Source organism: Gammaproteobacteria bacterium (assembly GCA_040183005.1).
Classification (GTDB): Bacteria; Pseudomonadota; Gammaproteobacteria.
This window is the reverse complement of sequence record JAMPIW010000007.1, coordinates 1,163,485-1,188,036: the sequence shown is the minus strand read 5'-3', so window position 1 is coordinate 1,188,036 and position 24,552 is coordinate 1,163,485. Positions and strand designations below refer to the sequence as shown.

At 57.4% G+C, this 24,552-nt stretch carries 19 protein-coding genes and 1 tRNA gene; 19 read left to right on the top strand and 1 reads right to left on the bottom strand.

What is annotated here, in order from left to right; all coding sequences use genetic code 11:
* Positions 1 to 49: 49 nt before the first annotated feature.
* Positions 50 to 610, top strand: coding sequence for an oligoribonuclease (orn, locus tag M3A44_11505; GenBank protein MEQ6342250.1), 561 nt, complete (start codon positions 50 to 52; stop codon positions 608 to 610).
* A gap of 75 nt (positions 611 to 685) precedes the next feature.
* Here the strand turns inward: orn and M3A44_11500 are convergent, their stop codons facing one another.
* Positions 686 to 868: a hypothetical protein gene (locus M3A44_11500; protein ID MEQ6342249.1), complete on the bottom strand. Its 183-nt coding sequence runs from the start codon at positions 866 to 868 to the stop codon at positions 686 to 688.
* 399 nt (positions 869 to 1,267) lie between these two features.
* Between M3A44_11500 and M3A44_11495 the strand changes: the two genes are divergently transcribed.
* The 18 genes from M3A44_11495 (at position 1,268) to nuoK (ending at position 24,548) form a co-directional block, all read left to right on the top strand.
* Entirely contained in the window at positions 1,268 to 2,209 is a 942-nt protein-coding gene (locus M3A44_11495) for a hypothetical protein (protein MEQ6342248.1), read from the top strand.
* Between the two features lie 39 nt (positions 2,210 to 2,248).
* Positions 2,249 to 9,313, top strand: a complete 7,065-nt coding sequence (locus M3A44_11490; protein ID MEQ6342247.1) for a calcium-binding protein — start codon at positions 2,249 to 2,251, stop codon at positions 9,311 to 9,313.
* Positions 9,314 to 9,524: 211 nt separating this feature from the next.
* The gene (locus tag M3A44_11485; GenBank protein MEQ6342246.1) at positions 9,525 to 11,597 is read left to right on the top strand and encodes a type I secretion system permease/ATPase; all 2,073 of its coding nucleotides are present in this window, start codon (positions 9,525 to 9,527) and stop codon (positions 11,595 to 11,597) included.
* A 159-nt stretch (positions 11,598 to 11,756) separates the two neighbouring features.
* Complete coding sequence (locus M3A44_11480) at positions 11,757 to 13,181, top strand: HlyD family type I secretion periplasmic adaptor subunit (protein MEQ6342245.1); 1,425 nt, start codon at positions 11,757 to 11,759, stop codon at positions 13,179 to 13,181.
* A 154-nt stretch (positions 13,182 to 13,335) separates the two neighbouring features.
* Positions 13,336 to 14,091, top strand: coding sequence for a triose-phosphate isomerase (gene tpiA, locus M3A44_11475; GenBank protein MEQ6342244.1), 756 nt, complete (start codon positions 13,336 to 13,338; stop codon positions 14,089 to 14,091).
* A gap of 47 nt (positions 14,092 to 14,138) precedes the next feature.
* Complete coding sequence (gene secG / locus M3A44_11470) at positions 14,139 to 14,516, top strand: preprotein translocase subunit SecG (GenBank protein ID MEQ6342243.1); 378 nt, start codon at positions 14,139 to 14,141, stop codon at positions 14,514 to 14,516.
* Positions 14,517 to 14,555: 39 nt separating this feature from the next.
* A tRNA-Leu gene (locus tag M3A44_11465) sits at positions 14,556 to 14,640 on the top strand.
* A 401-nt stretch (positions 14,641 to 15,041) separates the two neighbouring features.
* Positions 15,042 to 15,398 (top strand): NADH-quinone oxidoreductase subunit A, encoded by a 357-nt coding sequence (locus tag M3A44_11460; protein MEQ6342242.1) that lies wholly within the window; start codon positions 15,042 to 15,044, stop codon positions 15,396 to 15,398.
* Positions 15,389 to 15,868 carry an NADH-quinone oxidoreductase subunit B gene (locus tag M3A44_11455; GenBank protein MEQ6342241.1) on the top strand — a complete coding sequence of 160 codons (480 nt, stop codon included), beginning with the start codon at positions 15,389 to 15,391 and terminating at the stop codon, positions 15,866 to 15,868. Before M3A44_11460 ends, M3A44_11455 begins: the two co-directional genes overlap by 10 nt.
* A gap of 14 nt (positions 15,869 to 15,882) precedes the next feature.
* The gene (locus tag M3A44_11450) at positions 15,883 to 16,500 is read left to right on the top strand and encodes an NADH-quinone oxidoreductase subunit C (protein MEQ6342240.1); all 618 of its coding nucleotides are present in this window, start codon (positions 15,883 to 15,885) and stop codon (positions 16,498 to 16,500) included.
* Positions 16,493 to 17,746 carry an NADH-quinone oxidoreductase subunit D gene (locus tag M3A44_11445; protein MEQ6342239.1) on the top strand — a complete coding sequence of 418 codons (1,254 nt, stop codon included), beginning with the start codon at positions 16,493 to 16,495 and terminating at the stop codon, positions 17,744 to 17,746. The genes M3A44_11450 and M3A44_11445 overlap by 8 nt, the downstream gene beginning before the upstream one ends.
* Positions 17,746 to 18,240, top strand: coding sequence for an NADH-quinone oxidoreductase subunit NuoE (nuoE, locus tag M3A44_11440; protein ID MEQ6342238.1), 495 nt, complete (start codon positions 17,746 to 17,748; stop codon positions 18,238 to 18,240). Before M3A44_11445 ends, nuoE begins: the two co-directional genes overlap by 1 nt.
* Before the next feature lie 5 nt (positions 18,241 to 18,245).
* Positions 18,246 to 19,538, top strand: a complete 1,293-nt coding sequence (gene nuoF / locus M3A44_11435; GenBank protein ID MEQ6342237.1) for an NADH-quinone oxidoreductase subunit NuoF — start codon at positions 18,246 to 18,248, stop codon at positions 19,536 to 19,538.
* Positions 19,539 to 19,559: 21 nt separating this feature from the next.
* Positions 19,560 to 21,815, top strand: a complete 2,256-nt coding sequence (gene nuoG / locus M3A44_11430; GenBank protein MEQ6342236.1) for an NADH-quinone oxidoreductase subunit NuoG — start codon at positions 19,560 to 19,562, stop codon at positions 21,813 to 21,815.
* The gene (nuoH, locus tag M3A44_11425) at positions 21,808 to 22,854 is read left to right on the top strand and encodes an NADH-quinone oxidoreductase subunit NuoH (protein MEQ6342235.1); all 1,047 of its coding nucleotides are present in this window, start codon (positions 21,808 to 21,810) and stop codon (positions 22,852 to 22,854) included. The genes nuoG and nuoH overlap by 8 nt, the downstream gene beginning before the upstream one ends.
* 47 nt (positions 22,855 to 22,901) lie before the next feature.
* Positions 22,902 to 23,390 (top strand): NADH-quinone oxidoreductase subunit NuoI, encoded by a 489-nt coding sequence (gene nuoI / locus M3A44_11420; GenBank protein MEQ6342234.1) that lies wholly within the window; start codon positions 22,902 to 22,904, stop codon positions 23,388 to 23,390.
* Between the two features lie 183 nt (positions 23,391 to 23,573).
* A complete protein-coding gene (locus M3A44_11415) occupies positions 23,574 to 24,176 on the top strand; it encodes an NADH-quinone oxidoreductase subunit J (protein ID MEQ6342233.1) in 603 nt (200 codons plus the stop codon).
* Between the two features lie 66 nt (positions 24,177 to 24,242).
* Positions 24,243 to 24,548 carry an NADH-quinone oxidoreductase subunit NuoK gene (gene nuoK, locus M3A44_11410; protein MEQ6342232.1) on the top strand — a complete coding sequence of 102 codons (306 nt, stop codon included), beginning with the start codon at positions 24,243 to 24,245 and terminating at the stop codon, positions 24,546 to 24,548.
* The last annotated feature ends 4 nt before the right edge of the window (positions 24,549 to 24,552 follow it).

The window sequence follows — 24,552 nt, the reverse complement described above, 5'->3', positions numbered from 1 at the left end:
GTCTCTGATAGAATGCGGAACATTGAAATTGCTATGACGAGAAGGCTTTATGGCGCAAAACCCCAGCAACCTTATCTGGATCGACCTGGAGATGACAGGCCTGGATACAGAGCAGGATTATATCATCGAGATTGCCACGATCATTACCGATGCTCATCTAAATGTTCTAGACGAAGGTCCCGTGCTGGCGATACACCAGAATGCGGCGGTGCTTAATAGCATGGATGCCTGGAACCGCACGCAGCACGGCAAATCCGGTTTGATCGACAGGGTGCGCGCCAGCCCCTTGACGGAAATCGACGCCGAACAGCAGACGCTGGAATTCCTGAAAAAATATGTTCCGCCCAACAAATCCCCCATGTGCGGTAACAGCATATGCCAGGACCGGCGCTTCCTGCATCGCGCCATGCCCGACCTGGAAAAATATTTCCACTACCGCCACCTCGATGTCAGCACGGTCAAGGAGCTAGCATTGCGCTGGGCACCCACCGTCGCCGCCGGTTTTGCCAAGAACAAGGAAGCAAGCCATCTGGCGCTGCAGGATATACGCGACTCCATTAGTGAGCTGAAATACTACCGGGAGCATCTTTTCAAACTGCCGCAGAGTTGATTGACTGGAAGATGGCGTGAGATTCCGTTCGGGGTAATACTGTTAGCGACACTTTGAACGGAATGAACCGCGATCTCAGCGCCACCCGCACCCCACCGCGACCTGAGCCAGGATGCGGCGCGCCAAGCGAATGAACCGTTCACGCTGAACACGTTCGGCATTATTTCGCTTGATCTGGGCTATACCTCGCCCAATACCAACCTTGGCAACGGTAACTCGATTGCTTGCTGTTGCGTGCGCGATTTTCATTATTGACATGGCTATCTGGTCATGCTAATTTTCGGAAAAAAACGGGGTAATAAATAATGAAAATAAAAAACGCAACCTCGCAACCTCGCAACCTCGCAACCTCGCAACCTCGCAACCTCGCAACCTCGCAACCTCGCAACCTCGCAACCTCGCAACCTCGCAACCTCGCAACCTCGCAACCTCGCAACCTCGCGGGTGCGGTGTCATGATGTTTCCTGGAATGGTTCGAAATGCACGATCCTTTTTTCACCATCTTGAGATAATTGCCGCATGAGACTGAGCCATTTTTGGCAAGGATGGGGCATCTGGCATGGAAAGCTAAAAGAATTCTGGTCGTGCGAGCGGCACACATTGTGCTGGCTTTGTTTCAGTGCTCTGATCTCCTATTCCCTCATTGGATGTACCTATATGGACTCACAGAAAGATCGTCTTAAAGTGAATTCTCCGGATTTTTCACCGGATAACAAAACGCTCCTGTTGGCCTATTGCCCCCCGCGATCAAACTGTACCTTGGCTTTGTATGAGCTCGGTTCTGGACGGTTATCGGTTTTTCAGCCTCCGCAAGGAGAAGAGTGGGGGATGGGAAAGTTTTCGGCGGATGGTAAAAAGATCGTGTTCGTTGTTGGTCTAGGTAACGATGCGGTCACGCAGATTGCGACCGTAAATCTAGACGGCACAGGCTATCGCGCACTGACAACCACAAAAGATCGTAAGGACACTCCGGACTTTTCCCCCGACGGCAAGCGCGTCATATTCGCTAAGGCGAGACGGGAGAGAGAATCAGGAAGGACGCGCTTTTCCGATAGCGATATCTATGAGCTTGATATTGCCAGCAAGCAAGAGACGCGACTTACGGAGTTTGAATTTTTTTCGGCTAACCCCCCGGCATATCTCCCCGATGGGAGGCATTTCATCTTTTCTGCGGAGCCGCTAAGTAATTTCCGGGACTACAAGGAAAAATTCCAAGATAACACCATCTTCATCATGAGCAAGACGGATCACACCCTGCAACCGGCCTTTACGCGAGGAGATCACTCTTACGATCCAAGTGTTAGCACTGATGGGTCAAAGATCCTGTTCAATTCCATATCAAATGACCTGGATGGGGTAAAGGGTAATTACAATTATGATCTTTTCCTGAAAACACCCGGGGGAATAGCGCGCCTAACCAAGCTTGAGTCGATGATAACGCAAGGGAACATTTCTCCCGATGGGCGCCGTGTGGTGTTTTTGTCTGATAAGGAACGCAACCACAGGGAGGACCTCATGGTGATGAATAGCGATGGCACGGGGTTGCAGAAAATCGAGTTGTCGGTACCGGATCGGGTAATTACCGTGAGAAGCGATTGAAAGTCTTACACATCATTTTAACCAAGAAAGGGGGAAGCTATGCCATTTGTATCTGGGTTGCCAACATATGGAGACTGGGGCGGGCCGGGATGGAGCGCCGGCATCGAAACCAATGGCGAGCAGCTTACACCTGCACAAAAGGCGGCTCCATGGCAAGACCCTCTCGATAAGCTGTTCAAGACCCATGACTTGGCCTATGAGGATGCGATGAAATTGCCGACTCGATACGACCAAAGCATGGCCATCACGCGCGCCGACCGCGAGTTGATCATGACGATGCTTCAAATGGATATCTCCGGATTGTCGGTCTATGGGTTGCAGTACCGGAAAAACGCGATAGTAGCTTTTACGCTCAAGCTTGCATACGACGAATGGTCCGTCATGGGTAACGGCGTGATGAAGAACATGTCCGACCGTTTCAACGCCGCCAAAGCCCCACCACCGCGCCGCGACCCCCTGGCCCTCGATCTCGACGGCGACGGCATAGAAACCGTAGCAGAGAACGGCTACCAGGGCGTGTTGTTCGACCATAACGGCGATGGCGTGAAGACCGCCACGGGCTGGGTGGGGGCGGATGATGGGTTGCTGGTGTGGGACCGCAACGGCAATGGCATGATCGACAACGGCGCCGAGCTGTTCGGCGACAACACGTTGCAGAGTACGAGCACTGCTGCCAGTGGCTTTAACGCGCTCAGGGATCTGAATACTAACGGGGACGGCAGGATTGATGCCGCCGATGCCCAGTTTGCGAATCTGCGTGTCTGGCGCGACCTCAACCAGGATGGCGCGAGCCAGGCGAATGAACTGTTCACGTTAGGCACGTTTGGCATCACTTCGCTGGATGTTGGCTACACATCACCCAACACCGCTCTTGGCAACGGTAACTCGATTGCCCGCCAGGGGAGTTTTACCCGGGCGGATGGTTCGACGGGAACAATGGGTGACATGGTTCTGCGCGAGAGCACGCTGGAGCGGGAGTTTGTCACGCCGGTGGCAATAACGGCCCCGGCGGCAGCGTTGCCGGAACTGCAGGGCGCGGGCATGGTGCGGGATTTGCGGGAAGCCGTGAGTCTGGACAGTACAGGCCGGCTTGTACCGGCTTTAACGGCTTACTCTTCCGCTACGACGCGTAGCGGGCAGCTCGCACTGATTGATGATGTGATCAAGGCTTGGGGCGAGACGAGCACGATGAAAACGAGTCTCGCTAATGCAAGAGAGCCATTCAGGTTTGTTTTAGACCCGTCCAATCCTGATTGGACTCCGACGCTGGCTACTTTTGGGGGCAGCCCTCCTTTGGTGGCTATTGTGGGATTTAAAGTATCTCATCCCGAGATGTATCAGCGAATTATCGCGTTGGAACAGTTTAACGGGACTACTCTTTTGGAGCATTGGATAATACAAGTTCCGACGGGTAGTGGTAACATGATCGGGGCGCCTATGTCTGTGCTTATTTACACTCCAGAGCAGGAGGCCCTTGCGCAAAATAGTTACAACTTGTTGCGCGATTATGTCTATCAGGGGTTGCTGTTCCAAACCCGCCTGAAACCCTATGCCGACGCCATCGGCGTCGTCGTGAGCAACGGCCAGTTTGCGCTGGATTTTTCCCCCGTCGAGGCGATGTTTGCGCAAAAATTGACCGGCGACTCCGTCAACGGACTTACTGACATTATCGAGTTCGTGAAGTATGGGCAAGGTATGTTCACCGGTAGCAGTTGGGACGGTTACGGTTATCTGCTGAACACGTTGCGCTCCGTTCCCATGACGGATGCAGTGCAAGGTGTGTTGGCCGAATTCAATGTGCGAATGGACGGCGCTGCCGGTACTGTTATCAACGGTACTGCCAAAGATGACATCACCCTGGGCGGTGGAGGTAACGACAATCTTTCCGGGCAGCAAGGCAATGACCTGCTTTTTGGTGAGGCTGGCAATGACTATTTGTTCGGAGGGGAGGGTAATGATGCCTTGCTCGGTAGTGCCGGCAATGACGCGCTTTACGGTGGTGCCGGTAACGACATTCTGGAGGGTGGGTCAGGTAATGACTCTCTCATGGGAGACGCAGGCGCCGACACCTACCTGTTCGGCAAGGGCTCGGGCCAGGATACGATCTACAACTACGATAGTGACGCGCTGGGCACCAACACCGACACCGTGCTGCTGGGCGCGGGTATCACCACCACGGACGTGACGCTGACCCGCTTGAACGACAGCCTTTATATCGGCATCAACGGCACGGACGACCGGCTGGAAGTGCAGAGCTACTTCTCCCAGGACGGCGTGTCCAGTTATGGGCTGGAGGCCATTAAGTTTGCCGATGGCACGACGTGGGACGTGGCCGCCGTCAAGGCCAAGGTGCTGATCCCCACCACGGGCAACGATATGCTGACCGGCTACGCCAGCAACGACACCATCAGCGGTGGCGACGGCAACGACACGCTCAGTGGTCAGGCGGGCGATGATGTGCTCGACGGCGGCACGGGGGCGGACAGCGTGCAAGGCGGTGACGGCAACGACACCATCAAAGGCGGCAGCGGGGTCGACTATCTGTCTGGCGGTAACGGCAACGACACGCTGCAGGGCAACGAGCACAACGACACCCTGTACGGAGACGCGGGCAACGACACGCTGGATGGCGGCAGCGGCAACGATTACCTCGGTGGTGGCACGGGTGCCGACACCTACCTGTTCGGCAAGGGCTCGGGCCAGGATACGATCTACAACTACGATAGTGACGCGCTGGGCACCAACACCGACACCGTGCTGCTGGGCGCGGGTATCACCACCACGGACGTGACGCTGACCCGCTTGAACGACAGCCTTTATATCGGCATCAACGGCACGGACGACCGGCTGGAAGTGCAGAGCTACTTCTCCCAGGACGGCGTGTCCAGTTATGGGCTGGAGGCCATTAAGTTTGCCGATGGCACGACGTGGGACGTGGCCGCCGTCAAGGCCAAGGTGCTGATCCCCACCACGGGCAACGATATGCTGACCGGCTACGCCAGCAACGACACCATCAGCGGTGGCGACGGCAACGACACGCTCAGTGGTCAGGCGGGCGATGATGTGCTCGACGGCGGCACGGGGGCGGACAGCGTGCAAGGCGGTGACGGCAACGACACCATCAAAGGCGGCAGCGGGGTCGACTATCTGTCTGGCGGTAACGGCAACGACACGCTGCAGGGCAACGAGCACAACGACACCCTGTACGGAGACGCGGGCAACGACACGCTGGATGGCGGCAGCGGCAACGATTACCTCGGCGGTGGCACGGGCGCCGACACCTACCTGTTCGGCAAGGGCTCGGGCCAGGATACGATCTACAACTACGATAGTGACGCGCTGGGCACCAACACCGACACCGTGCTGCTGGGCGCGGGTATCACCACCACGGACGTGACGCTGACCCGCTTGAACGACAGCCTTTATATCGGCATCAACGGCACGGACGACCGGCTGGAAGTGCAGAGCTACTTCTCCCAGGACGGCGTGTCCAGTTATGGGCTGGAGGCCATTAAGTTTGCCGATGGCACGACGTGGGACGTGGCCGCCGTCAAGGCCAAGGTGCTGATCCCCACCACGGGCAACGATATGCTGACCGGCTACGCCAGCAACGACACCATCAGCGGTGGCGACGGCAACGACACGCTCAGTGGTCAGGCGGGCGATGATGTGCTCGACGGCGGCACGGGGGCGGACAGCGTGCAAGGCGGTGACGGCAACGACACCATCAAAGGCGGCAGCGGGGTCGACTATCTGTCTGGCGGTAACGGCAACGACACGCTGCAGGGCAACGAGCACAACGACACCCTGTACGGAGACGCGGGCAACGACACGCTGGATGGCGGCAGCGGCAACGATTACCTCGGTGGTGGCACGGGTGCCGACACCTACCTGTTCGGCAAGGGCTCGGGCCAGGATACGATCTACAACTACGATAGTGACGCGCTGGGCACCAACACCGACACCGTGCTGCTGGGCGCGGGTATCACCACCACGGACGTGACGCTGACCCGCTTGAACGACAGCCTTTATATCGGCATCAACGGCACGGACGACCGGCTGGAAGTGCAGAGCTACTTCTCCCAGGACGGCGTGTCCAGTTATGGGCTGGAGGCCATTAAGTTTGCCGATGGCACGACGTGGAATTACGTCACCGCCAAGAGCAAACTCTCAACAGCCACAACGCCTGCGAGTGTGACGGTCTCTGGTACTGCCGCCAGTGAGGTTCTCACGGGCGGTCTTGGGAAAGACACATTGTATGGTCAAGTTGGCAACGACACGCTGGACGGTGGCGCCGGCGACGACATGCTTGATGGTGGTGCGGGCAACGACACTTACCTGTTCGGCAAGGGTTCGGGCAAGGACACCATCAGCGCCAACGACGGCACAGTGGGCAAGCTCGACGTGATCCAGCTTGGTGCCGACGTGCTGACCACCGACGTGGCGCTCAAGCGTGACAGTGATGCGCTGGTGCTGTCGATCAATGGCACTGCGGATGCCCTGCGGGTCAACAACTACTTCTACAACGACGCCACCTACGGCTTCCAGGTCGAACAGGTCAAGTTTGCCGATGGCACGGTGTGGGACGTGGCAGCGATCAAGTCGAGAGTGGCGACTGGCAGCGGTGAGAGCGACATGTTGTACGGCTACGCCACGGCGGACACGCTTTCGGGTCTGGCCGGCGACGACACCCTCTATGCCAAGGCGGGCAACGACACGCTCGACGGCGGCGCGGGCGAAGACCGGCTGTTCGGTGAAGACGGCGACGATATCCTCAAGGGCGGCACGCAAAACGACACCCTGTACGGCGGCAATGGCGCGGACAGCCTTCAGGGTCAAGAGGGCAATGACCCCCTTTCTGGGGACGCGGGCAACGACACGCTGGACGGTGGCGCCGGCGACGACATGCTTGATGGTGGTGCGGGCAACGACACTTACCTGTTCGGCAAGGGTTCGGGCAAGGACACCATCAGCGCCAACGACGGCACAGTGGGCAAGCTCGACGTGATCCAGCTTGGTGCCGACGTGCTGACCACCGACGTGGCGCTCAAGCGTGACAGTGATGCGCTGGTGCTGTCGATCAATGGCACTGCGGATGCCCTGCGGGTCAACAACTACTTCTACAACGACGCCACCTACGGCTTCCAGGTCGAACAGGTCAAGTTTGCCGATGGCACGGTGTGGGACGTGGCAGCGATCAAGTCGAGAGTGGCGACTGGCAGCGGTGAGAGCGACATGTTGTACGGCTACGCCACGGCGGACACGCTTTCGGGTCTGGCCGGCGACGACACCCTCTATGCCAAGGCGGGCAACGACACGCTCGACGGCGGCGCGGGCGAAGACCGGCTGTTCGGTGAAGACGGCGACGATATCCTCAAGGGCGGCACGCAAAACGACACCCTGTACGGCGGCAATGGCGCGGACAGCCTTCAGGGTCAAGAGGGCAATGACCCCCTTTCTGGGGACGCGGGCAACGACACGCTGGACGGTGGCGCCGGCGACGACATGCTTGATGGTGGTGCGGGCAACGACACTTACCTGTTCGGCAAGGGTTCGGGCAAGGACACCATCAGCGCCAACGACGGCACAGTGGGCAAGCTCGACGTGATCCAGCTTGGTGCCGACGTGCTGACCACCGACGTGGCGCTCAAGCGTGACAGTGATGCGCTGGTGCTGTCGATCAATGGCACTGCGGATGCCCTGCGGGTCAACAACTACTTCTACAACGACGCCACCTACGGCTTCCAGGTCGAACAGGTCAAGTTTGCCGATGGCACGGTGTGGGACGTGGCAGCGATCAAGTCGAGAGTGGCGACTGGCAGCGGTGAGAACGACATGTTGTACGGCTACGCCACGGCGGACACGCTTTCGGGTCTGGCCGGCGACGACACCCTCTATGCCAAGGCGGGCAACGACACGCTCGACGGCGGCGCGGGCGAAGACCGGCTGTTCGGTGAAGACGGCGACGATATCCTCAAGGGCGGCACGCAAAACGACACCCTGTACGGCGGCAATGGCGCGGACAGCCTTCAGGGTCAAGAGGGCAATGACCCCCTTTCTGGGGACGCGGGCAACGACACGCTGGACGGTGGCGCCGGCGACGACATGCTTGATGGTGGTGCGGGCAACGACACTTACCTGTTCGGCAAGGGTTCGGGCAAGGACACCATCAGCGCCAACGACGGCACAGTGGGCAAGCTCGACGTGATCCAGCTTGGTGCCGACGTGCTGACCACCGACGTGGCGCTCAAGCGCGACAGTGATGCGCTGGTGCTGTCGATCAATGGCACTGCGGATGCCCTGCGGGTCAACAACTACTTCTACAACGACGCCACCTACGGCTTCCAGGTCGAACAGGTCAAGTTTGCCGATGGCACGGTGTGGGACGTGGCAGCGATCAAGTCGAGAGTGGCGACTGGCAGCGGTGAGAACGACATGTTGTACGGCTACGCCACGGCGGACACGCTTTCGGGTCTGGCCGGCGACGACACCCTCTATGCCAAGGCGGGCAACGACACGCTCGACGGCGGCGCGGGCGAAGATCGGCTGTTCGGTGAAGACGGCGACGATATCCTCAAGGGCGGCACGCAAAACGACACCCTGTACGGCGGCAATGGCGCGGACAGCCTTCAGGGTCAAGAGGGCAATGACACCCTTTCTGGGGACGCGGGCAACGACACGCTGGATGGCGGCGCTGGAAACGACACCCTCAACGGCGGGTTGGGCAACGATAGCTACCTGTTTGGCCGTGGCTTGGGACAGGATACAATCAACGACTACGACAGCACCACGGGAAGTGCCGACCTATTACAGTTTGGTGCGGGTATCTCCAGTGATCAGCTTTGGTTCCGCCGCGTTGGTTCGAGTCTCGAAATAAGCGTCATAGGGACTGACGACAGGACTACGATTCAAAGCTGGTACAGTGGTAACGCTTATCACGTCGAACAGTTCAAAACGGCGGACGGAAAGATGCTGCTCGATGGGCAAGTTGAATCCCTGATTTCGGCGATGGCAGCCTTTGAGCCACCGGTCTCCGGTCAGGCCACCTTGCCACCGTCCTACCAGGCAACGCTCACCCCGGTTATTGCGGCGAACTGGCAGTAATCCCGATCGTAGTCTTTTGCCCCTCATCCTCCAGGAAGGCGGATGAGGGGTTTATTTTGGAATGCATAACATGACGGAGCCCACTCCGCAACTGACACTCATTGCGTCGGGGGAACCCCCGGCTGAACAAACAGAACATACCCCACACGCACCCTTTCAGGATGAGGCAGAACCTGCCAAAGCCATCGACACTGGCTTGGCCTGTCTGGTTATGCTGGCCCGCTTTCACGGGCTGGCGGCCGATCCGGATCAGATTGCCCATGAGTTCAGGGAAAGCGGCACGCGCTTCGGCACGGCTGATATCCTGCTGGCGGCGAAGAAGCTGGAATTAAAGGCCAAGGTCGTCAAGCCGTCGTTGGCACGGTTGGCCCATACGCCGTTGCCCGCCATCGCTGTAGATAGGGACGGCCGTTATTTCATCCTTGCCCGCATCGAGAGCGACAAGGTGTTGATTCAAGACCCGCAATCGGAGCGGCCCGAGATCATCGCCATTGATGCCTTTCAGGCGCGCTGGTCGGGCGAGTTGATCCTCTTTACATCGCGCGCCTCACTGGCTGGTGATCTGGCCAAATTCGATTTCACCTGGTTCATCCCGGCGGTCGTCAAATACCGCAAGCTGCTGGGTGAAGTGCTGCTGGTGTCGTTCGTCTTGCAGTTTTTCGCCCTCATCACGCCCCTGTTCTTCCAGGTGGTGATGGACAAGGTGCTGGTGCACCGGGGATTCACCACGCTGGACGTGATCGCCGTGGGCCTGTTGGCCGTGGTGACCTTCGAGGTCATGCTGACCACGCTGCGCAGCTATGTGTTTGCCCATACCACCAGCCGCATCGACGTGGAACTGGGTGCGAGGTTGTTCCGGCATCTGTTGAATCTGCCGCTGGCCTACTTTCAGGCGCGCCGTGTGGGCGACTCGGTGGCGCGGGTGCGGGAGCTGGAGAACATCCGCTCCTTTCTCACCGGCAACGCGATTACATTGGTGCTGGATCTGGTTTTCTCCGTGGTGTTCCTGGCGGTGATGTTTTACTACAGCGGCTGGCTGACGCTGATCGTGGTGTTGTCGCTGCCGTGCTATGTCCTGGTGTCGGTTCTTTCCACGCCGCTGCTGCGCGCGCGGCTGAACGAGAAGTTCAATCGTGGCGCGGAGAATCAGGCATTCCTGGTGGAGACCCTTGGCGGCATCGACACCGTGAAGAGTATGGCGGTTGAGCCGCAATGGACGCGCACCTGGGACAACCAGCTGGCGGCCTACGTCTCGGCCAGCTTTCGCACTGCGACCATTGGCACACTGGCTGGTGGCGGCGTGTCGTTGATCAGCAAGCTGGTGACGGTGGCGACCTTGTGGGTCGGTGCCCGGCTGGTCATCGATGGTCAACTCACGGTCGGCCAATTAATCGCCTTCAACATGCTGGCCGCGCAAGTGGCCAACCCGGTGATTCGACTGGCGCAGTTGTGGACCGACTTCCAGCAGACCGGCATTTCGGTGCAGCGCCTGGGCGACATCCTCAACACCCGCACCGAGATCGCCGGCGCCAAGAGCGCGCTGCCGCCGATTCAGGGGCGCATCGAGTTCGACCAGACGGTGTTCCGCTACCGGCCGGACGGCCCGGAAGTGCTGCGCGGCGTCAGTCTCGTGATTCGCCCCGGTGAGGTAATCGGTATTGTCGGCCGCTCCGGTTCCGGCAAGAGCACGCTCGCTAAGCTGGTGCAGCGCCTTTATGCGCCTGAGCGCGGCCGGGTGTTGATCGACGGCATCGACCTCGCCCTGGCCGATGCCTCCTCACTGCGCCGCCAGATCGGCGTGGTGCTGCAAGAGAATGTATTGTTCAACCGCAGCATCCGCGAGAACATCGCCCTGGCCGATCCGGGCGCTGCACTTTCGGCGGTCATCCACGCAGCCAAACTCGCCGGCGCCCACGAGTTCATCACCGAGCTGCCGGAGGGTTACGATACGATGGTCGGCGAGCACGGTTCGACGCTCTCCGGCGGCCAGCGCCAGCGCATCGCCATCGCCCGCGCGCTGATCACCAACCCGCGCATCCTGATCTTCGATGAGGCGACCAGCGCGCTGGACTATGAATCCGAGCGCATCATCCAGAACAACATGAAGGCGATCTGCAAGGGCCGCACGGTGATCGTCATCGCCCATCGCCTGTCTGCGGTACGGGATGCGCACCGCATCATCGTCATGGAGCGCGGCCAGATCGTCGAGGAAGGTCCCCATGCCGAGCTGGTCGGCCGGGATGCCGGGCACTATGCCCATCTTTATCGTTTACAGCAGGGGTGACCATGGGTACCTCTAAAAATTTGCTGAAGTCGCGCTGGCTGCGTTGGAAACGCACTCAAAATGCGGAGCCGGGAAGCGGCAGACTCCGTGTAAACTGCGCTTTTTCGCGCGTTCCCGCCTTGCCATCATCGGCTTGATCGAATTTTTAGAGGTACCCATATGACCATGCCCCACTTTCAGGCATCCCGTGATCTGTTGAAGCGTTATGCCTCGATTTTCCGCCATGCCTGGCGCGACCGCAAACAGCACGATGGCCGCGCGCGCCTGCCACACGAGGCGCAGTTTCTCCCGGCGGCGCTGGCGTTACAGGAAACGCCCGTCTCACCGCTGCCCCGTGTGGCGATGTGGCTGCTGATGGCGTTCGCCCTCATTGCGCTGCTGTGGGCGGTGTTCGGCAGGATCGACATCGTCGCCACCGCCCAGGGCAAGATCGTGCCCAACGACCGCACCAAGGTCATCCAGCCGATGGAGACCGCCACCGTGAAAGCGATTCATGTCGCCGACGGGCAGGTGGTCAAGGCGGGTGAGGTGCTGATCGAGCTGGATGCCACCAATGCCCAGGCCGACATGGACCGCTTGGCGAGCGACCTGGCGGCGGCACGGTTCCAGATTGGCCGGGCGCGCGCGCTGCTCGTGGCGCTAGAAGAGGGCCGTCCACCCGTTCTTAGGAAAGCCGATGGAATCAATCCGGCTCAGTGGCAGGAGGCCCAGCGCCTTCTTGAAGGGCAATTCGGCGAATATCTGGCAAAGCGCGCCCGCATCGAGGCCGATATCGCCCGGCGCGAGGCCGAGCGGCGCTCCACCCTGGAACTGGTACACAAGCTGGAGCAGACCGCGCCGATTGCCCACCAGCGGGCGCAGGACTATAAGGATCTGGTGGACAAGAGCTTCGTGCCCCGCCACGGCTATCTGGAGCGTGAACAGGAACGCATCGAGAAGGAGGGTGACCTGGCAACGCAACGCAGCCGGTTGCAGGAGATCGACGCCGCCCTGATCGAGGGCCGGAGCGAGAAGGCGGCGCTGGCTGCCGAGACCCGGCGGCTGACCCTGGACAGCCTGAACGAAGGTCTGCAAAAGGCGCGGGCGCTGGAGCAGGAGTTGGTGAAAGCGGACACGCGCGGCAGGCTGATGACGCTCGTCTCGCCGGTGGACGGCACGGTGCAGCAGCTCGCCGTGCATACTGTCGGTGGCGTGGTCACCCCCGCCCAGCCGGTGATGATGATCGTGCCAGGGGATCATCCGCTGGAAGTCGAGGCCTTTGTCGAGAATAAGGATATCGGCTTCGTCAATGCCGGCCAGAACGCAGAGGTCAAGATCGAAACCTTTCCCTACACCAAGTATGGCACCATCCACGCCAAACTCACGCATCTCTCCCATGACGCGATCAACGACGAGAAACGCGGCCTGATCTACTCTTCGCGAGTGAAGATGGACAGGGCCACCCTGGCTGTCGAAGGCAAGCAGGTGAACCTGACGCCCGGCATGGCCGTGACGGTGGAGATCAAGACCGGCAAGCGGCGGGTGATCGAGTATTTCCTCAGCCCGCTGTTGCAGTATGGGCAGGAGAGTTTGCGGGAGCGGTAGCCGGGTCGGGAGAATACGCACCATCTATCGCGGGCATCCACTGAGAAACACGATGCGATTGCCCTGGACTCCATGGTTCCGTTAATAAAATTGATTTCTTACGTTACTCGCTGTAACATTCGGCACCTTGTTCGCACTGTCTTGAGGTAGAATAATGCGGCAGCCTTTAGTCGCTGGAAATTGGAAAATGAACGGTTCCCGCGCGAGCGCCAAGGAGCTGGTCGAAGGTATCAAGGCGGGTGTTACCGGCGCCGTCAAGACGCAGATTGCCTTGTGCCCTCCGCACGCCTACCTTGCGGATGTTGCGGTCATGCTGCAAGGCACGCCTATGGCGTTGGGCGCGCAGAATCTTTGCTACGCTTCTTCGGGCGCCTATACCGGCGAAATATCGGCGACGATGCTCCTGGATTTCGGTTGTACCTATGCTATCGTAGGTCACTCGGAGCGGCGGGCGCTGTTTGGTGAAGACAACAAAATAGTGGCGCGCAAGTTTCTCGCGGCAAGCAGGGGTGGACTCACGCCGATTTTCTGTGTCGGAGAGATGCTGGAAGACCGTGAAAACGAGCTGACTGAGGCCGTCGTTGCGCGTCAGCTCGATGCAGTGCTGGATTCGCCGGAGTGCCTGGCGGCACTTGGAGGCGCGGTGATTGCTTATGAGCCGGTATGGGCGATAGGTACAGGAAAAACTGCATCACCCGATCAGGCGCAGGAGGTTCATGCCTTTATCCGGCGGCAGATTTCTGCGCATAGTGCGGAGATTGCGGGTAAAATCCAGATTCTCTACGGTGGAAGCGTGAAGGGGGCTAATGCGGCGGAGTTGTTCGCCAAGCCGGATATCGATGGCGGCCTGATAGGTGGTGCTTCCCTGGACGTTAGTGAGTTTCTGACGATCTGCCATGCGGCAGAATGAGTTCCAGCTGGGCAGGATTTCTCTGGATTTTATTGGCGTAATTTAAAATGTATACTATTTTGTCGATTGTTCTCGTGATTGTGGCGGTTGCTCTGGTCAGTCTGGTGCTGATTCAGCAGGGCAAGGGCGCTGATATAGGCGCCGCGTTTGGAAGTGGCGCATCACAGACGGTATTCGGTAGTCGCGGCTCGGCGTCGTTTATGACGCGAGCAACGGCTGTTCTTGCTGCGTTGTTTTTTATTCTCTGTCTGTCTCTGGCGTACCTGTCCGGCAATAGAACGGAACGGAAGAGCGTTACGGATATGGCGGTTCCGGTCCAGCCTAAGCCTGCTCAGCCAGTGGGGGTGACGCCAATGGTTCCTGCGATGGCGCCCAGCGGCGGTACTCAGCAGTCACCGGTTGTGCCGGCCAAGCCTACGCAATAAGAGAGTAGAGGTGCCCATCATAGGTTCCTTGAGATTTAAGCCGATGTGGTGGAATTGGTAGACACGCTACCTTGAGGTGGTAGTGGCGCAAGCTGTGCCGGTTCGAGTCCGGCCATCGGTACCATACAAAAAAACCAACAATAACCTTTTTTAAGGTTTTTTAGGTAAACTTAAGTAAAGCAGCCAAAATATGATTTTGGCTGCTTTTTTTTGCAATAAAATCAAAGGCAGGTGTATTCTATTATGGGGAGAGGATGTTTCCTGTCGCGCGTACTCTCGGTACGTTCAGAAGTATTAAAAAGCGGTATCTGAGATTTGTTGCAGCCAAGCTCTTTATGCTTCTTGCGTAACCGCATGAATTGTATGGTAGTAGGCTTGCATTAGCTGCTTGACAGCATCTTGTTTCCTAGCCTAGACTCGAAAACTCGATAAATATTTTTGTGAGCAAAAATTGATGACGTCCCTTTGTCTAGCGCAAAGAGGGCGTCCGTGGGTATTGTGTCTTTTGGGTGGGGGATAGCGGCAATGTTGGAAAACTATTTGCCAATCTTGATTTTTCTCGGGCTTGGCATCTTTTTTGGGGTCGCACCGGTAGTCGCCGGCTTTTTGGTTGCGCCGAATCGCCCTGACAGCGAAAAGCTCTCTCCCTATGAGTGCGGCTTCGAGGCATTCGAAGATTCGCGCATGAAGTTCGATGTGCGCTATTACCTCGTGGCCATCCTGTTTATCGTCTTCGATCTTGAAATTGCTTTTCTGTTTCCCTGGGCTGCGGTGCTGGGTGAGATAGGCATGTTTGGTTACATCGCCATGGTGGTGTTTCTCGGCATCCTCGTGATCGGGTTTATCTATGAGTGGAAGAAGGGAGCCCTGGAGTGGGAATAATAGAGGGCGTTCTTGAAAAGGGTGTGGTCACGACCACTGCCGATTCACTCATCAATTGGGCGCGCACGGGTTCATTGTGGCCGATGACGTTCGGTTTGGCCTGCTGCGCTGTGGAAATGATGCACGCGGGCGCCGCCCGCTATGATTTGGATCGTTTTGGCGTAGTGTTCCGTCCCAGTCCGCGCCAATCCGATGTGATGGTGGTGGCGGGAACTCTGGTCAACAAGATGGCCCCTGCGCTACGCAAGGTGTATGACCAGATGTCCGAGCCGCGCTGGGTGATCTCGATGGGGTCCTGTGCCAACGGCGGTGGCTATTATCACTATTCCTATTCGGTGGTGAGAGGGTGTGACCGTATTGTGCCGGTCGATATTTATGTCCCCGGTTGCCCGCCTACGGCGGAGGCGCTGTTGTACGGCATTATTCAGTTGCAAAATAAAATCAAACGTACCAATACGATCGCCCGCTAAAGAGTTATTGATTGATGTCTGATATAAAACAGGATCTGGCGGCGAGCCTTCAGGAGCGTTTCGGTGACGCACTGGCCGATTGCCGCGTGGCGGTTGGCGAGGTGACCGTGGATGTGCATTGCGAAAAACTTTTAGAGGTATGCGCGGCATTGCGTGACGAACCCGCGTTCGGTTTCGAGCAGCTCATCGACCTGTGCGGTGTGGACTATCTGGAGTATGGCGAAGGAAGCTGGCAAGGCCCGCGCTTTGCCGTGGTTTACCATTTATTGTCTGTTCAGAACAATCAGCGTTTGCGTCTCAAAGTGTTTCTTGGCGATGAGCTGCCTCGGCTGGATTCGGTTATTGATATCTGGGCTGTGGCGAATTGGTTCGAACGTGAGGCATTTGATCTGTTCGGCATCCTGTTCGACGGCCATCCCGACCTGCGCCGCTTGCTCACTGATTACGGCTTTATTGGTCATCCGTTTCGCAAGGACTTCCCGCTTATCGGCAATGTCGAGATGCGTTACGACCCCGAGAAGAAACGCGTTGTGTATGAGCCGGTGAGCATAGAGCCGCGTACCTTGGTGCCGCGCGTAATCCGCCATGACAGCAGGTATGAGACGGGCACGAAGGAGAGCAAGCGTGGCTGAGATACGCAATTACACAATGAATTTTGGGCCGCAACACCCTTCCGCACATGGTGTGCTGCGTCTGGTGCTGGAGCTGGATGGCGAAGTCATCGAACGCGCCGATCCGCATATCGGCCTGTTGCACCGGGCCACCGAGAAGCTGGCGGAGAGCAAGCCGTACAATCAGAGCGTTCCCTATATGGATCGCCTCGACTACGTGTCCATGATGTGCAACGAGCATGGCTATGTGCTGGCCATGGAGAAGTTGCTGGGCATCGAACCGCCATTGCGTGCGCAGTATATCCGCGTGATGTTCGATGAGATCACGCGCATCCTGAATCATCTGCTATGGTTGGGCGCGCACGCGCTCGATATCGGAGCGATGACGGTGTTCCTCTATGCCTTTCGTGAGCGTGAGGACTTGCTGGATTGCTACGAGGCGGTGTCCGGCGCGCGCATGCACGCAGCTTACTACCGCCCTGGCGGCGTTTACCGGGATCTTCCGGAAACCATGCCGCACTATCAGACATCCAAGTGGCATAACCAGAAGGAAGTGAATCAGCTCAATCTCAATCGCCAGGGTTCGCTGCTGGATTTTATCCAGGATTTCACTGAGCGTTTTCCCAGGTATGTTGATGAATATGAAACCCTGCTGACAGACAATCGCATCTGGAAACAGCGTACCGTGGGTATCGGCGTGGTATCGCCGGAGCGCGCCTTGCAGCTAGGGTTTACCGGCCCGATGCTGCGCGGCTCTGGTATCGCCTGGGATCTGCGTAAGAAACAGCCCTATGAAGTGTATGACCGCCTGGAGTTTGATATTCCGGTCGGAGTACAGGGAGATTGCTATGATCGCTATCTGGTGCGTGTCGAGGAGATGCGCCAGTCCAATCGTATTATCCGCCAGTGTATCGACTGGCTGCGCAAGAACCCCGGCCCTGTGATGATCGAAAATCACAAGATTGCGCCGCCGCCGCGTGTGCAGATGAAGGGTGACATGGAAGCGCTGATCCACCACTTCAAGCTGTTTACGGAAGGCTTTTGCTTGCCCGAGGGTGAGGCCTATGCTGCGGTGGAGCATCCCAAAGGTGAGTTCGGAATTTATCTGATATCCGATGGCGCCAACAAGCCCTATCGCATGAAAATCCGCGCGCCGGGGTTTGCCCATATTGCCGGGCTGGACGAGATGGTGCGCGGTCACATGATTGCGGACGTGGTGGCTATTATCGGGACACAGGATATCGTATTTGGTGAGGTTGATCGTTGATGTCGCAAGCGAATCTGAATCTGCTCTCCGGCGAAGTGCGCGCTGGAATCGACCGGTGGGTCGCTCAATACCCATCCGAGCAAAAACAGTCCGCAGTGATCCCCGCGCTGCATATCGTGCAGGATGCAAACGGCGGTTGGTTGACCAAGGACTTGATGGACGCTGTAGCTGGTTATCTGGAGATGGAGCCGATCTCGGTTTACGAGGTGGCAACCTTTTACTCCATGTATTCGCTGAAGCCTGTTGGTCGTCACAAAATAGCCGTTTGCACCAACATTTCTTGCATGCTGTGTGGCTCGGATGAAATCGTGACGCATCTTGAGAAGAAGTTGGGTGCTCGTATGGGTGAGACCACCCCCGATGGCAAATTTACCCTCCGTGAGGTGGAATGCCTGGGGGCATGTGCAGGCGCGCCGATGTTTCAGATCGGCAAACAATACTACGAGAATCTGACCCCGTCGAAGATTGACGCAATCCTCGATAATCTTGAGTAACGGCCATGACTAACGAAGTCTGTTTCAATACATTGCACCTTGACCGGCCCTGGACTCTGGCGACTTACCAGAGTGCGGGTGGTTATGAGGCATGGAAAAAGATCCTGGCGGAAAAGACGCCGCCCGATGAGATTATAGCCGAACTCAAAACCTCGGCCTTGCGCGGGCGAGGCGGGGCAGGGTTTCCCACTGGCTTGAAATGGAGTTTCATGCCGCGCAATGTCCCCGGCCAGAAGTATATCGTGTGCAATTCCGACGAGGGCGAGCCGGGCACGTTCAAGGACCGCGATATCCTGCGTTATAACCCCCATGCGCTGATCGAAGGAATGGCGATTGCCGCCTATACCATCGGTGCCACGGCGGGCTATAACTACATGCGCGGTGAGTTCTGGGAACCCTATGAACGCTTCGAGGCGGCATTGGCCGAGGCTCGTGCGGCCGGATTGATCGGCAAGAATATCCTGGAGTCGGGCGTCGACTTTGAGTTGTATTCGCATCTGGGCGCGGGCGCTTATATCTGCGGTGAGGAGACGGCGCTGCTCGAATCCCTTGAAGGCAAAAAAGGCCAGCCGCGTTTCAAGCCGCCGTTTCCCGCCAGCTATGGTCTGTACGGACGGCCCACCACGATCAACAATACCGAAACACTGGCTTCAGTGCCGGCCATCATGCGCAACAGCGGGCGTTGGTTCCTGGAGTTGGGCAAGCCCAACAACGGCGGTACCAAGATCTTTTCCGTATCGGGCCATGTGAACAAACCGGGGAACTATGAAGTGCCGATGGGTACGCCTTTTTCCCAGTTGCTGGAAATGGCTGGCGGAATGCGCGGCGGGCGCAAGCTAAAAGCCGTCATTCCGGGCGGCTCTTCCGTGCCGGTGGTACCTGGCGACATGATGATGAATGTCAATATGGATTACGACTCCATAGCTAAGGCAGGCTCAATGCTCGGCGCTGGCTCGGTGATCGTCATAGATGACACCGCTTGCATGGTCAAGGTGTTGGCGCGCCTCGCTCATTTTTATTATGAGGAGTCGTGCGGTCAATGTACGCCGTGCCGCGAGGGGACGGGCTGGCTGTCTCGCGTACTTCATCGTATTGAGCATGGGCAGGGCAAGCCGGAAGATCTGGATATGCTGGTGGATGTCTCCAACAAGATTCAGGGCCGCACTATTTGCGCCTTGGGCGATGCTGCGGCAATGCCGGTGATTAGCTTCATAAAGCATTTCCGCGATGAATTCCAGTACCACATCGACCACCGTCAGTGTATGGTGGGTAAGGCAGCGCCAGCCGCAGCGGCATAATTGAGTGACGGACAAGCAGTCATGGTAAATATTGAGATTGATGGGAAGCTGGTAGAGGCGAAAGACGGCGCGATGGTTATCGAGGCTGCGGATGACGCCGGTATTCCTATTCCGCGCTTTTGTTATCACAAGAAGCTGTCGATCGCGGCGAATTGCCGCATGTGTCTGGTCGAGGTTGAAAAAGCCGCTAAACCCTTGCCCGCCTGCGCCACGCCGGTGACCGAGGGGATGAAGATATACACCAAATCTCCCCGCGCGCTTGATGCGCAGAAGGGCGTGATGGAGTTCCTGTTGATTAATCACCCGCTGGATTGCCCGATCTGCGATCAGGGCGGCGAGTGTGATTTGCAGGAAATGGCCTTGGGTTATGGTGCCAGCAATTCGCGTTTCATGGAAAGCAAGCGCGTCGTCAAAGACAAAGACATCGGCCCCCTGATTACCACGGAGATGACACGCTGCATCCATTGCACCCGCTGCGTGCGTTTTGGCGAGGAAATTGCCGGTATCAAAGAGCTTGGCGCCACCGGGCGCGGTGAACATATGGAAATCGGAACCTATGTCGAAAAGGCGTTGGCATCCGAGATGTCCGGCAACGTCATCGACTTGTGCCCGGTGGGCGCGCTGACCTCCAAACCTTTCCGGTATGCCGCCCGCGCGTGGGAATTGGCGAGGCGCGATACCGTTGCGCCTCATGATTGCATTGGCTCCAATCTCCATGTGGATGTGCGCGGCAATCAGGTAATGCGTGTTCTACCGCGTGAAAACGAAGCGATCAATGAAACCTGGATTTCCGACCGCGACCGCTTCAGCTATGAAGGGTTGAGCAGTCCTAATCGTCTGCGCGTGCCGATGATCAAAAAGGACGGCCACTGGCAGGAAACCGATTGGACCACGGCGTTTGAGTTCACCGTGGCCGGGCTGAAGTCCGTGCTGACCCGTCATGGCGCCGGCCAGTTGGGCGCATTGATTTCTCCGATTGCCACCACGGAAGAAATGTACCTCACCCAGAAACTGGTGCGAAGTCTGGGCGGCTCCAACGTTGACCATCGCCTGCGCCAGCGTGATTTCAGCGACCAGCAGATTGCGCCGGTCTATCCTTGGCTCGGTCAGGCGATACCGGATCTTGAACATGTTGATGCCGCGTTGCTGATCGGCTCCAACGTGCGCAAAGAGCAGCCTATTGCTGCTCACCGCTTGCGCATGGCTGCGCTGGTAGGCGCCAGCGTGATGTTTGTCAACGCCGCAGATTATGAATTCAACTTTCCGGTTAAGGCCAGGTTGATCTCTGGCGTTGGGGATATGGAGCGTGACCTTGCCGGGATTGCCAAAGCGTTGCTGCATCTGACTGGCGGGCAAGCGCCAGAGGGATTGGATGCGCTGCTGGCGGACGTGGCTGTGAATGATACCCACAAGATAATTGCCCAGCAGTTGCGCCAGGCGAACAAGGCGACAGTGCTGATGGGCAGCCAGGCGTTAGCCCATCCCGCCATGTCCACGCTGCGCGCACTTGCGGGCGTGATCTCGCAGTTGAGTAACGCGGTGTTCGGCTACTTGCCGGAGGCGGGCAATAGCGTGGGAGGCTGGTTGTCGGGTGCGCTGCCGCATCGTGGTGCCTTCGGGGAATCCATAGCGACCCCTGGTCTGGACGCGCGCGCCATGCTGGATTCCAGGCTGAAAGCCTACCTGTTGCTCGGTATCGAGCCGGAGTTCGATTGCGCCGATCCCACAACAGCGCTGACGGCACTGACTGGCGCCGATTTCGTGGTGTCGCTGTCGTCCTATAAAAGCGAGCTTATGCAGCGCTATGCCAATGTCATTTTGCCCATCGGTCCGTTCACCGAAACCTCGGGCACCTTTGTCAACGCCGAAGGCCGCTGGCAGAGCTTCGCGGGCGTGGTGTCACCGCTGGGTGAATCCCGTCCAGGCTGGAAAGTGTTACGCGTGCTGGGTAATCTGTTTGGTCTCGATGGTTTTGACTATTTTTCATCGGAAGAGGTGCGTGACGAACTGCGCGCCACGGCCACGGAGACCAAGGTGGACAACACAATGATTTGGTCTTGTCCGTCCAAGCTGGGTGTTGAAGCCGTATCGGGCACGATTGACACGCCCATGTATGCCGTCGACGCCATCGTGCGCCGCGCCCCCTCTTTGCAAAAAACCGCAGACGGGCAGGTGGCAGCGAACTATTTTACTGAGATTGAGACTATAAAGGCGCGTTTGGGGCTGCAAGGCACTGAGAGCGCCGTGCCGTCCGGCAAGGTGGCTGCCCATGCTTGAGATGCTGCAAGCCGTGTGGAGCGGGATTCCCGAAATCCTCCAGATTGTGCTCAAGATTGTGGTTATTGTGGTGCCGATCATGCTCTCGGTTGCCTATCTCACCTTGGCCGAACGCAAGGTGATCGGTTATATCCAGGTGCGCATCGGCCCCAATCGCGTCGGGCCGTTCGGACTGTTGCAGCCGATCGCAGACGGTTTGAAATTGGTGCTCAAGGAAATCATTGTTCCCACCAATGCCAACCGGTTCCTATTTCTTCTTGGGCCAATCGTGGCGCTTGCGCCGGTGCTCGCTGCATGGGCGGTGATCCCTTTCGACAGCAATCTGGTGCTTGCCAACGTCGACGCAGGCTTGTTGTATATTCTGGCTATGACCTCGTTGGGCGTCTACGGCATCATCATTGCCGGTTGGGCATCCAACTCCAAGTATGCATTTCTCGGCGCGCTGCGTTCCGCCGCACAGGTGGTGTCCTACGAAATCGCCATGGGGTTTGCCCTGGTCGGTGTGCTGATTGCCGCCGGAAGCCTGAACCTGCGCGAGATTGTGCTTGCACAGCAGGGCAGCGTGATACATTGGTTCTGGCTGCCGTTGCTGCCGTTGTTTCTTGTGTATTTCATTTCCGGTGTAGCGGAGACCAACCGTGCGCCGTTTGACGTAGCCGAAGGCGAATCCGAGATCGTCGCCGGTTTTCATGTGGAATATTCAGGAATAGCGTTTGCGCTGTTCTTCCTGGCCGAGTACGCCGCCATGATTCTGGTGTCGGTGCTGACATCTGTCATGTTCCTGGGTGGCTGGCTGTCCCCATTCGAAGGTATCCCGATCCTTGCCGACGCCTTCGCCTGGGTGCCTGGTATAGTCTGGCTGCTCGGCAAAACGGCGGTATTCCTGTTTTTATTCCTGTGGTTCCGGGCTACCTTCCCGCGCTACCGCTATGACCAGATCATGCGTCTGGGTTGGAAGATATTTATCCCTATCACCATAGTCTGGCTGCTGGTGGTGGGAGCTGCGGTATTGGCTGAAATAGGCCCTTGGTTTGATTAGAAGTGTTGGGCGCGTATGGCGCACCCCGCATTGAATGGAGAACGCCGATGAACGCGATCACAAACTATTTTAGAAGTCTGCTGCTGTGGGAGCTTTTTATTGGGCTGAAGCTCACGGGCAAGTACTTTTTTGCAAAAAAGATTACCGTGCAGTATCCCGAGGAAAAGACCCCGCAGTCATTCCGTTTTCGCGGGTTGCATGCGCTGCGCCGCTACGCCAATGGCGAGGAGCGCTGCATTGCGTGCAAACTGTGCGAGGCAGTGTGCCCGGCGCTGGCCATCACCATTGATTCCGCGCCGCGTGATGATGGCACACGCCGTACCACACGCTATGATATCGACCTGTTTAAGTGCATTTACTGCGGTTTTTGCGAGGAAGCGTGCCCGGTGGACGCCATCGTCGAGACGCGCATCTTCGAATACCATTTTGAGAGCAGGGAAGGCACCATCATGACCAAGGACAAGCTGCTGGCAATGGGCGACCGTTACGAAAAACAGATTGCCGCAGATCGTACCCATGATGCGGCTTACCGTTAAGTATTTTACTGTGTCACAAAGCGATCAAGGGATGCAGTGCAAGGCAAAATCGGGCGAAAAAGCGGAGTTTACAGTTAGTAAATGAGCTTTTGAGTCCGATTTTAACGCCGCAATGCGCCCTTCAGCGCTTTGTGACACAGTAAACTTATCAAGTTAGGCAGACTCTACACATACACTATGAGCATGGAACAGATCGTTTTTTACGCTTTTGCGGCAATTTTGGTGGCTGCGTCGGTAGCGGTGATTACCGTGCGCAACCCCGTACATGCCGTGCTCTTTCTGGTGCTGACCTTTTTTACCAGCGCTGCGCTATGGATGCTGCTCGAAGCGGAATTCCTCGCCATTACCCTGGTGCTGGTATATGTTGGCGCGGTGATGGTGTTGTTCCTGTTCGTGGTCATGATGCTGGATATCAATATCACAGTACTGCGTGAGGGCTTCATCAGATACCTTCCGGTGGGAATCATTGTCGCGCTGGTTGTGATGGTGGAAATGACGATTGCGGTAGGCCCTAAGTATTTTGGGCTGGAGCATTTCGCCGAACCCACCAGGCATATGGCCGATTACAGCAACACTAAGGAATTGGGGCGAATACTTTATACGGTGTATGTATATCCGTTTGAAATTGCCGCCGCGATTTTGCTGGTGGCGATTGTCGCGGCCATTGCCCTGACGTTGCGCAGACGGCCACAGACCAAGTATCAGAATGCGGGATGGCAGGTTGCGACGCGCCGCAATGATCGTGTGCGCATCGTCAAGATGGAAACGGAAAAGAAAGAAAGTTGAACTGCTTTACTGGGTTGAGCAGGCTCTTGAGATTTACAATAAAAGATTACAAAGGGTGGGGACGCAATGATCGCGTTATCGGATTTTCTAATTCTGGGGGCTGTATTGTTCAGCGTCAGCCTGGCAGGGATATTCCTCAATCGCAAGAACGTTATCATCCTGCTCATGGCGATTGAGCTCATGCTGCTGGCAGTGAATATGAATTTCATCGCCTTTTCCCACTATCTTGGCGATAGCGCTGGGCAGGTATTTGTCTTTTTCATACTCACGGTTGCTGCCGCCGAGGCAGCCATCGGCTTGGCGATTCTGGTCGTGCTGTTCCGCAATAAGCGCACCATTAATGTCGAAGATCTTGATACCTTAAAGGGATAGGGAC

Bases quoted from the DNA above. Each gene is read 5' to 3' on its own strand.
- orn (MEQ6342250.1), top strand. From the start codon at position 50: ATGGCGCAAAACCCCAGCAACCTTATCTGGATCGACCTGGAGATGACA.
- M3A44_11500 (MEQ6342249.1), bottom strand. From the start codon at position 868: ATGTCAATAATGAAAATCGCGCACGCAACAGCAAGCAATCGAGTTACC.
- M3A44_11495 (MEQ6342248.1), top strand. From the start codon at position 1,268: ATGGACTCACAGAAAGATCGTCTTAAAGTGAATTCTCCGGATTTTTCA.
- M3A44_11490 (MEQ6342247.1), top strand. From the start codon at position 2,249: ATGCCATTTGTATCTGGGTTGCCAACATATGGAGACTGGGGCGGGCCG.
- M3A44_11485 (MEQ6342246.1), top strand. From the start codon at position 9,525: ATGCTGGCCCGCTTTCACGGGCTGGCGGCCGATCCGGATCAGATTGCC.
- M3A44_11480 (MEQ6342245.1), top strand. From the start codon at position 11,757: ATGACCATGCCCCACTTTCAGGCATCCCGTGATCTGTTGAAGCGTTAT.
- tpiA (MEQ6342244.1), top strand. From the start codon at position 13,336: ATGCGGCAGCCTTTAGTCGCTGGAAATTGGAAAATGAACGGTTCCCGC.
- secG (MEQ6342243.1), top strand. From the start codon at position 14,139: ATGTATACTATTTTGTCGATTGTTCTCGTGATTGTGGCGGTTGCTCTG.
- M3A44_11460 (MEQ6342242.1), top strand. From the start codon at position 15,042: ATGTTGGAAAACTATTTGCCAATCTTGATTTTTCTCGGGCTTGGCATC.
- M3A44_11450 (MEQ6342240.1), top strand. From the start codon at position 15,883: ATGTCTGATATAAAACAGGATCTGGCGGCGAGCCTTCAGGAGCGTTTC.
- nuoE (MEQ6342238.1), top strand. From the start codon at position 17,746: ATGTCGCAAGCGAATCTGAATCTGCTCTCCGGCGAAGTGCGCGCTGGA.
- nuoF (MEQ6342237.1), top strand. From the start codon at position 18,246: ATGACTAACGAAGTCTGTTTCAATACATTGCACCTTGACCGGCCCTGG.
- nuoG (MEQ6342236.1), top strand. From the start codon at position 19,560: ATGGTAAATATTGAGATTGATGGGAAGCTGGTAGAGGCGAAAGACGGC.
- nuoH (MEQ6342235.1), top strand. From the start codon at position 21,808: ATGCTTGAGATGCTGCAAGCCGTGTGGAGCGGGATTCCCGAAATCCTC.
- nuoI (MEQ6342234.1), top strand. From the start codon at position 22,902: ATGAACGCGATCACAAACTATTTTAGAAGTCTGCTGCTGTGGGAGCTT.
- M3A44_11415 (MEQ6342233.1), top strand. From the start codon at position 23,574: ATGGAACAGATCGTTTTTTACGCTTTTGCGGCAATTTTGGTGGCTGCG.
- nuoK (MEQ6342232.1), top strand. From the start codon at position 24,243: ATGATCGCGTTATCGGATTTTCTAATTCTGGGGGCTGTATTGTTCAGC.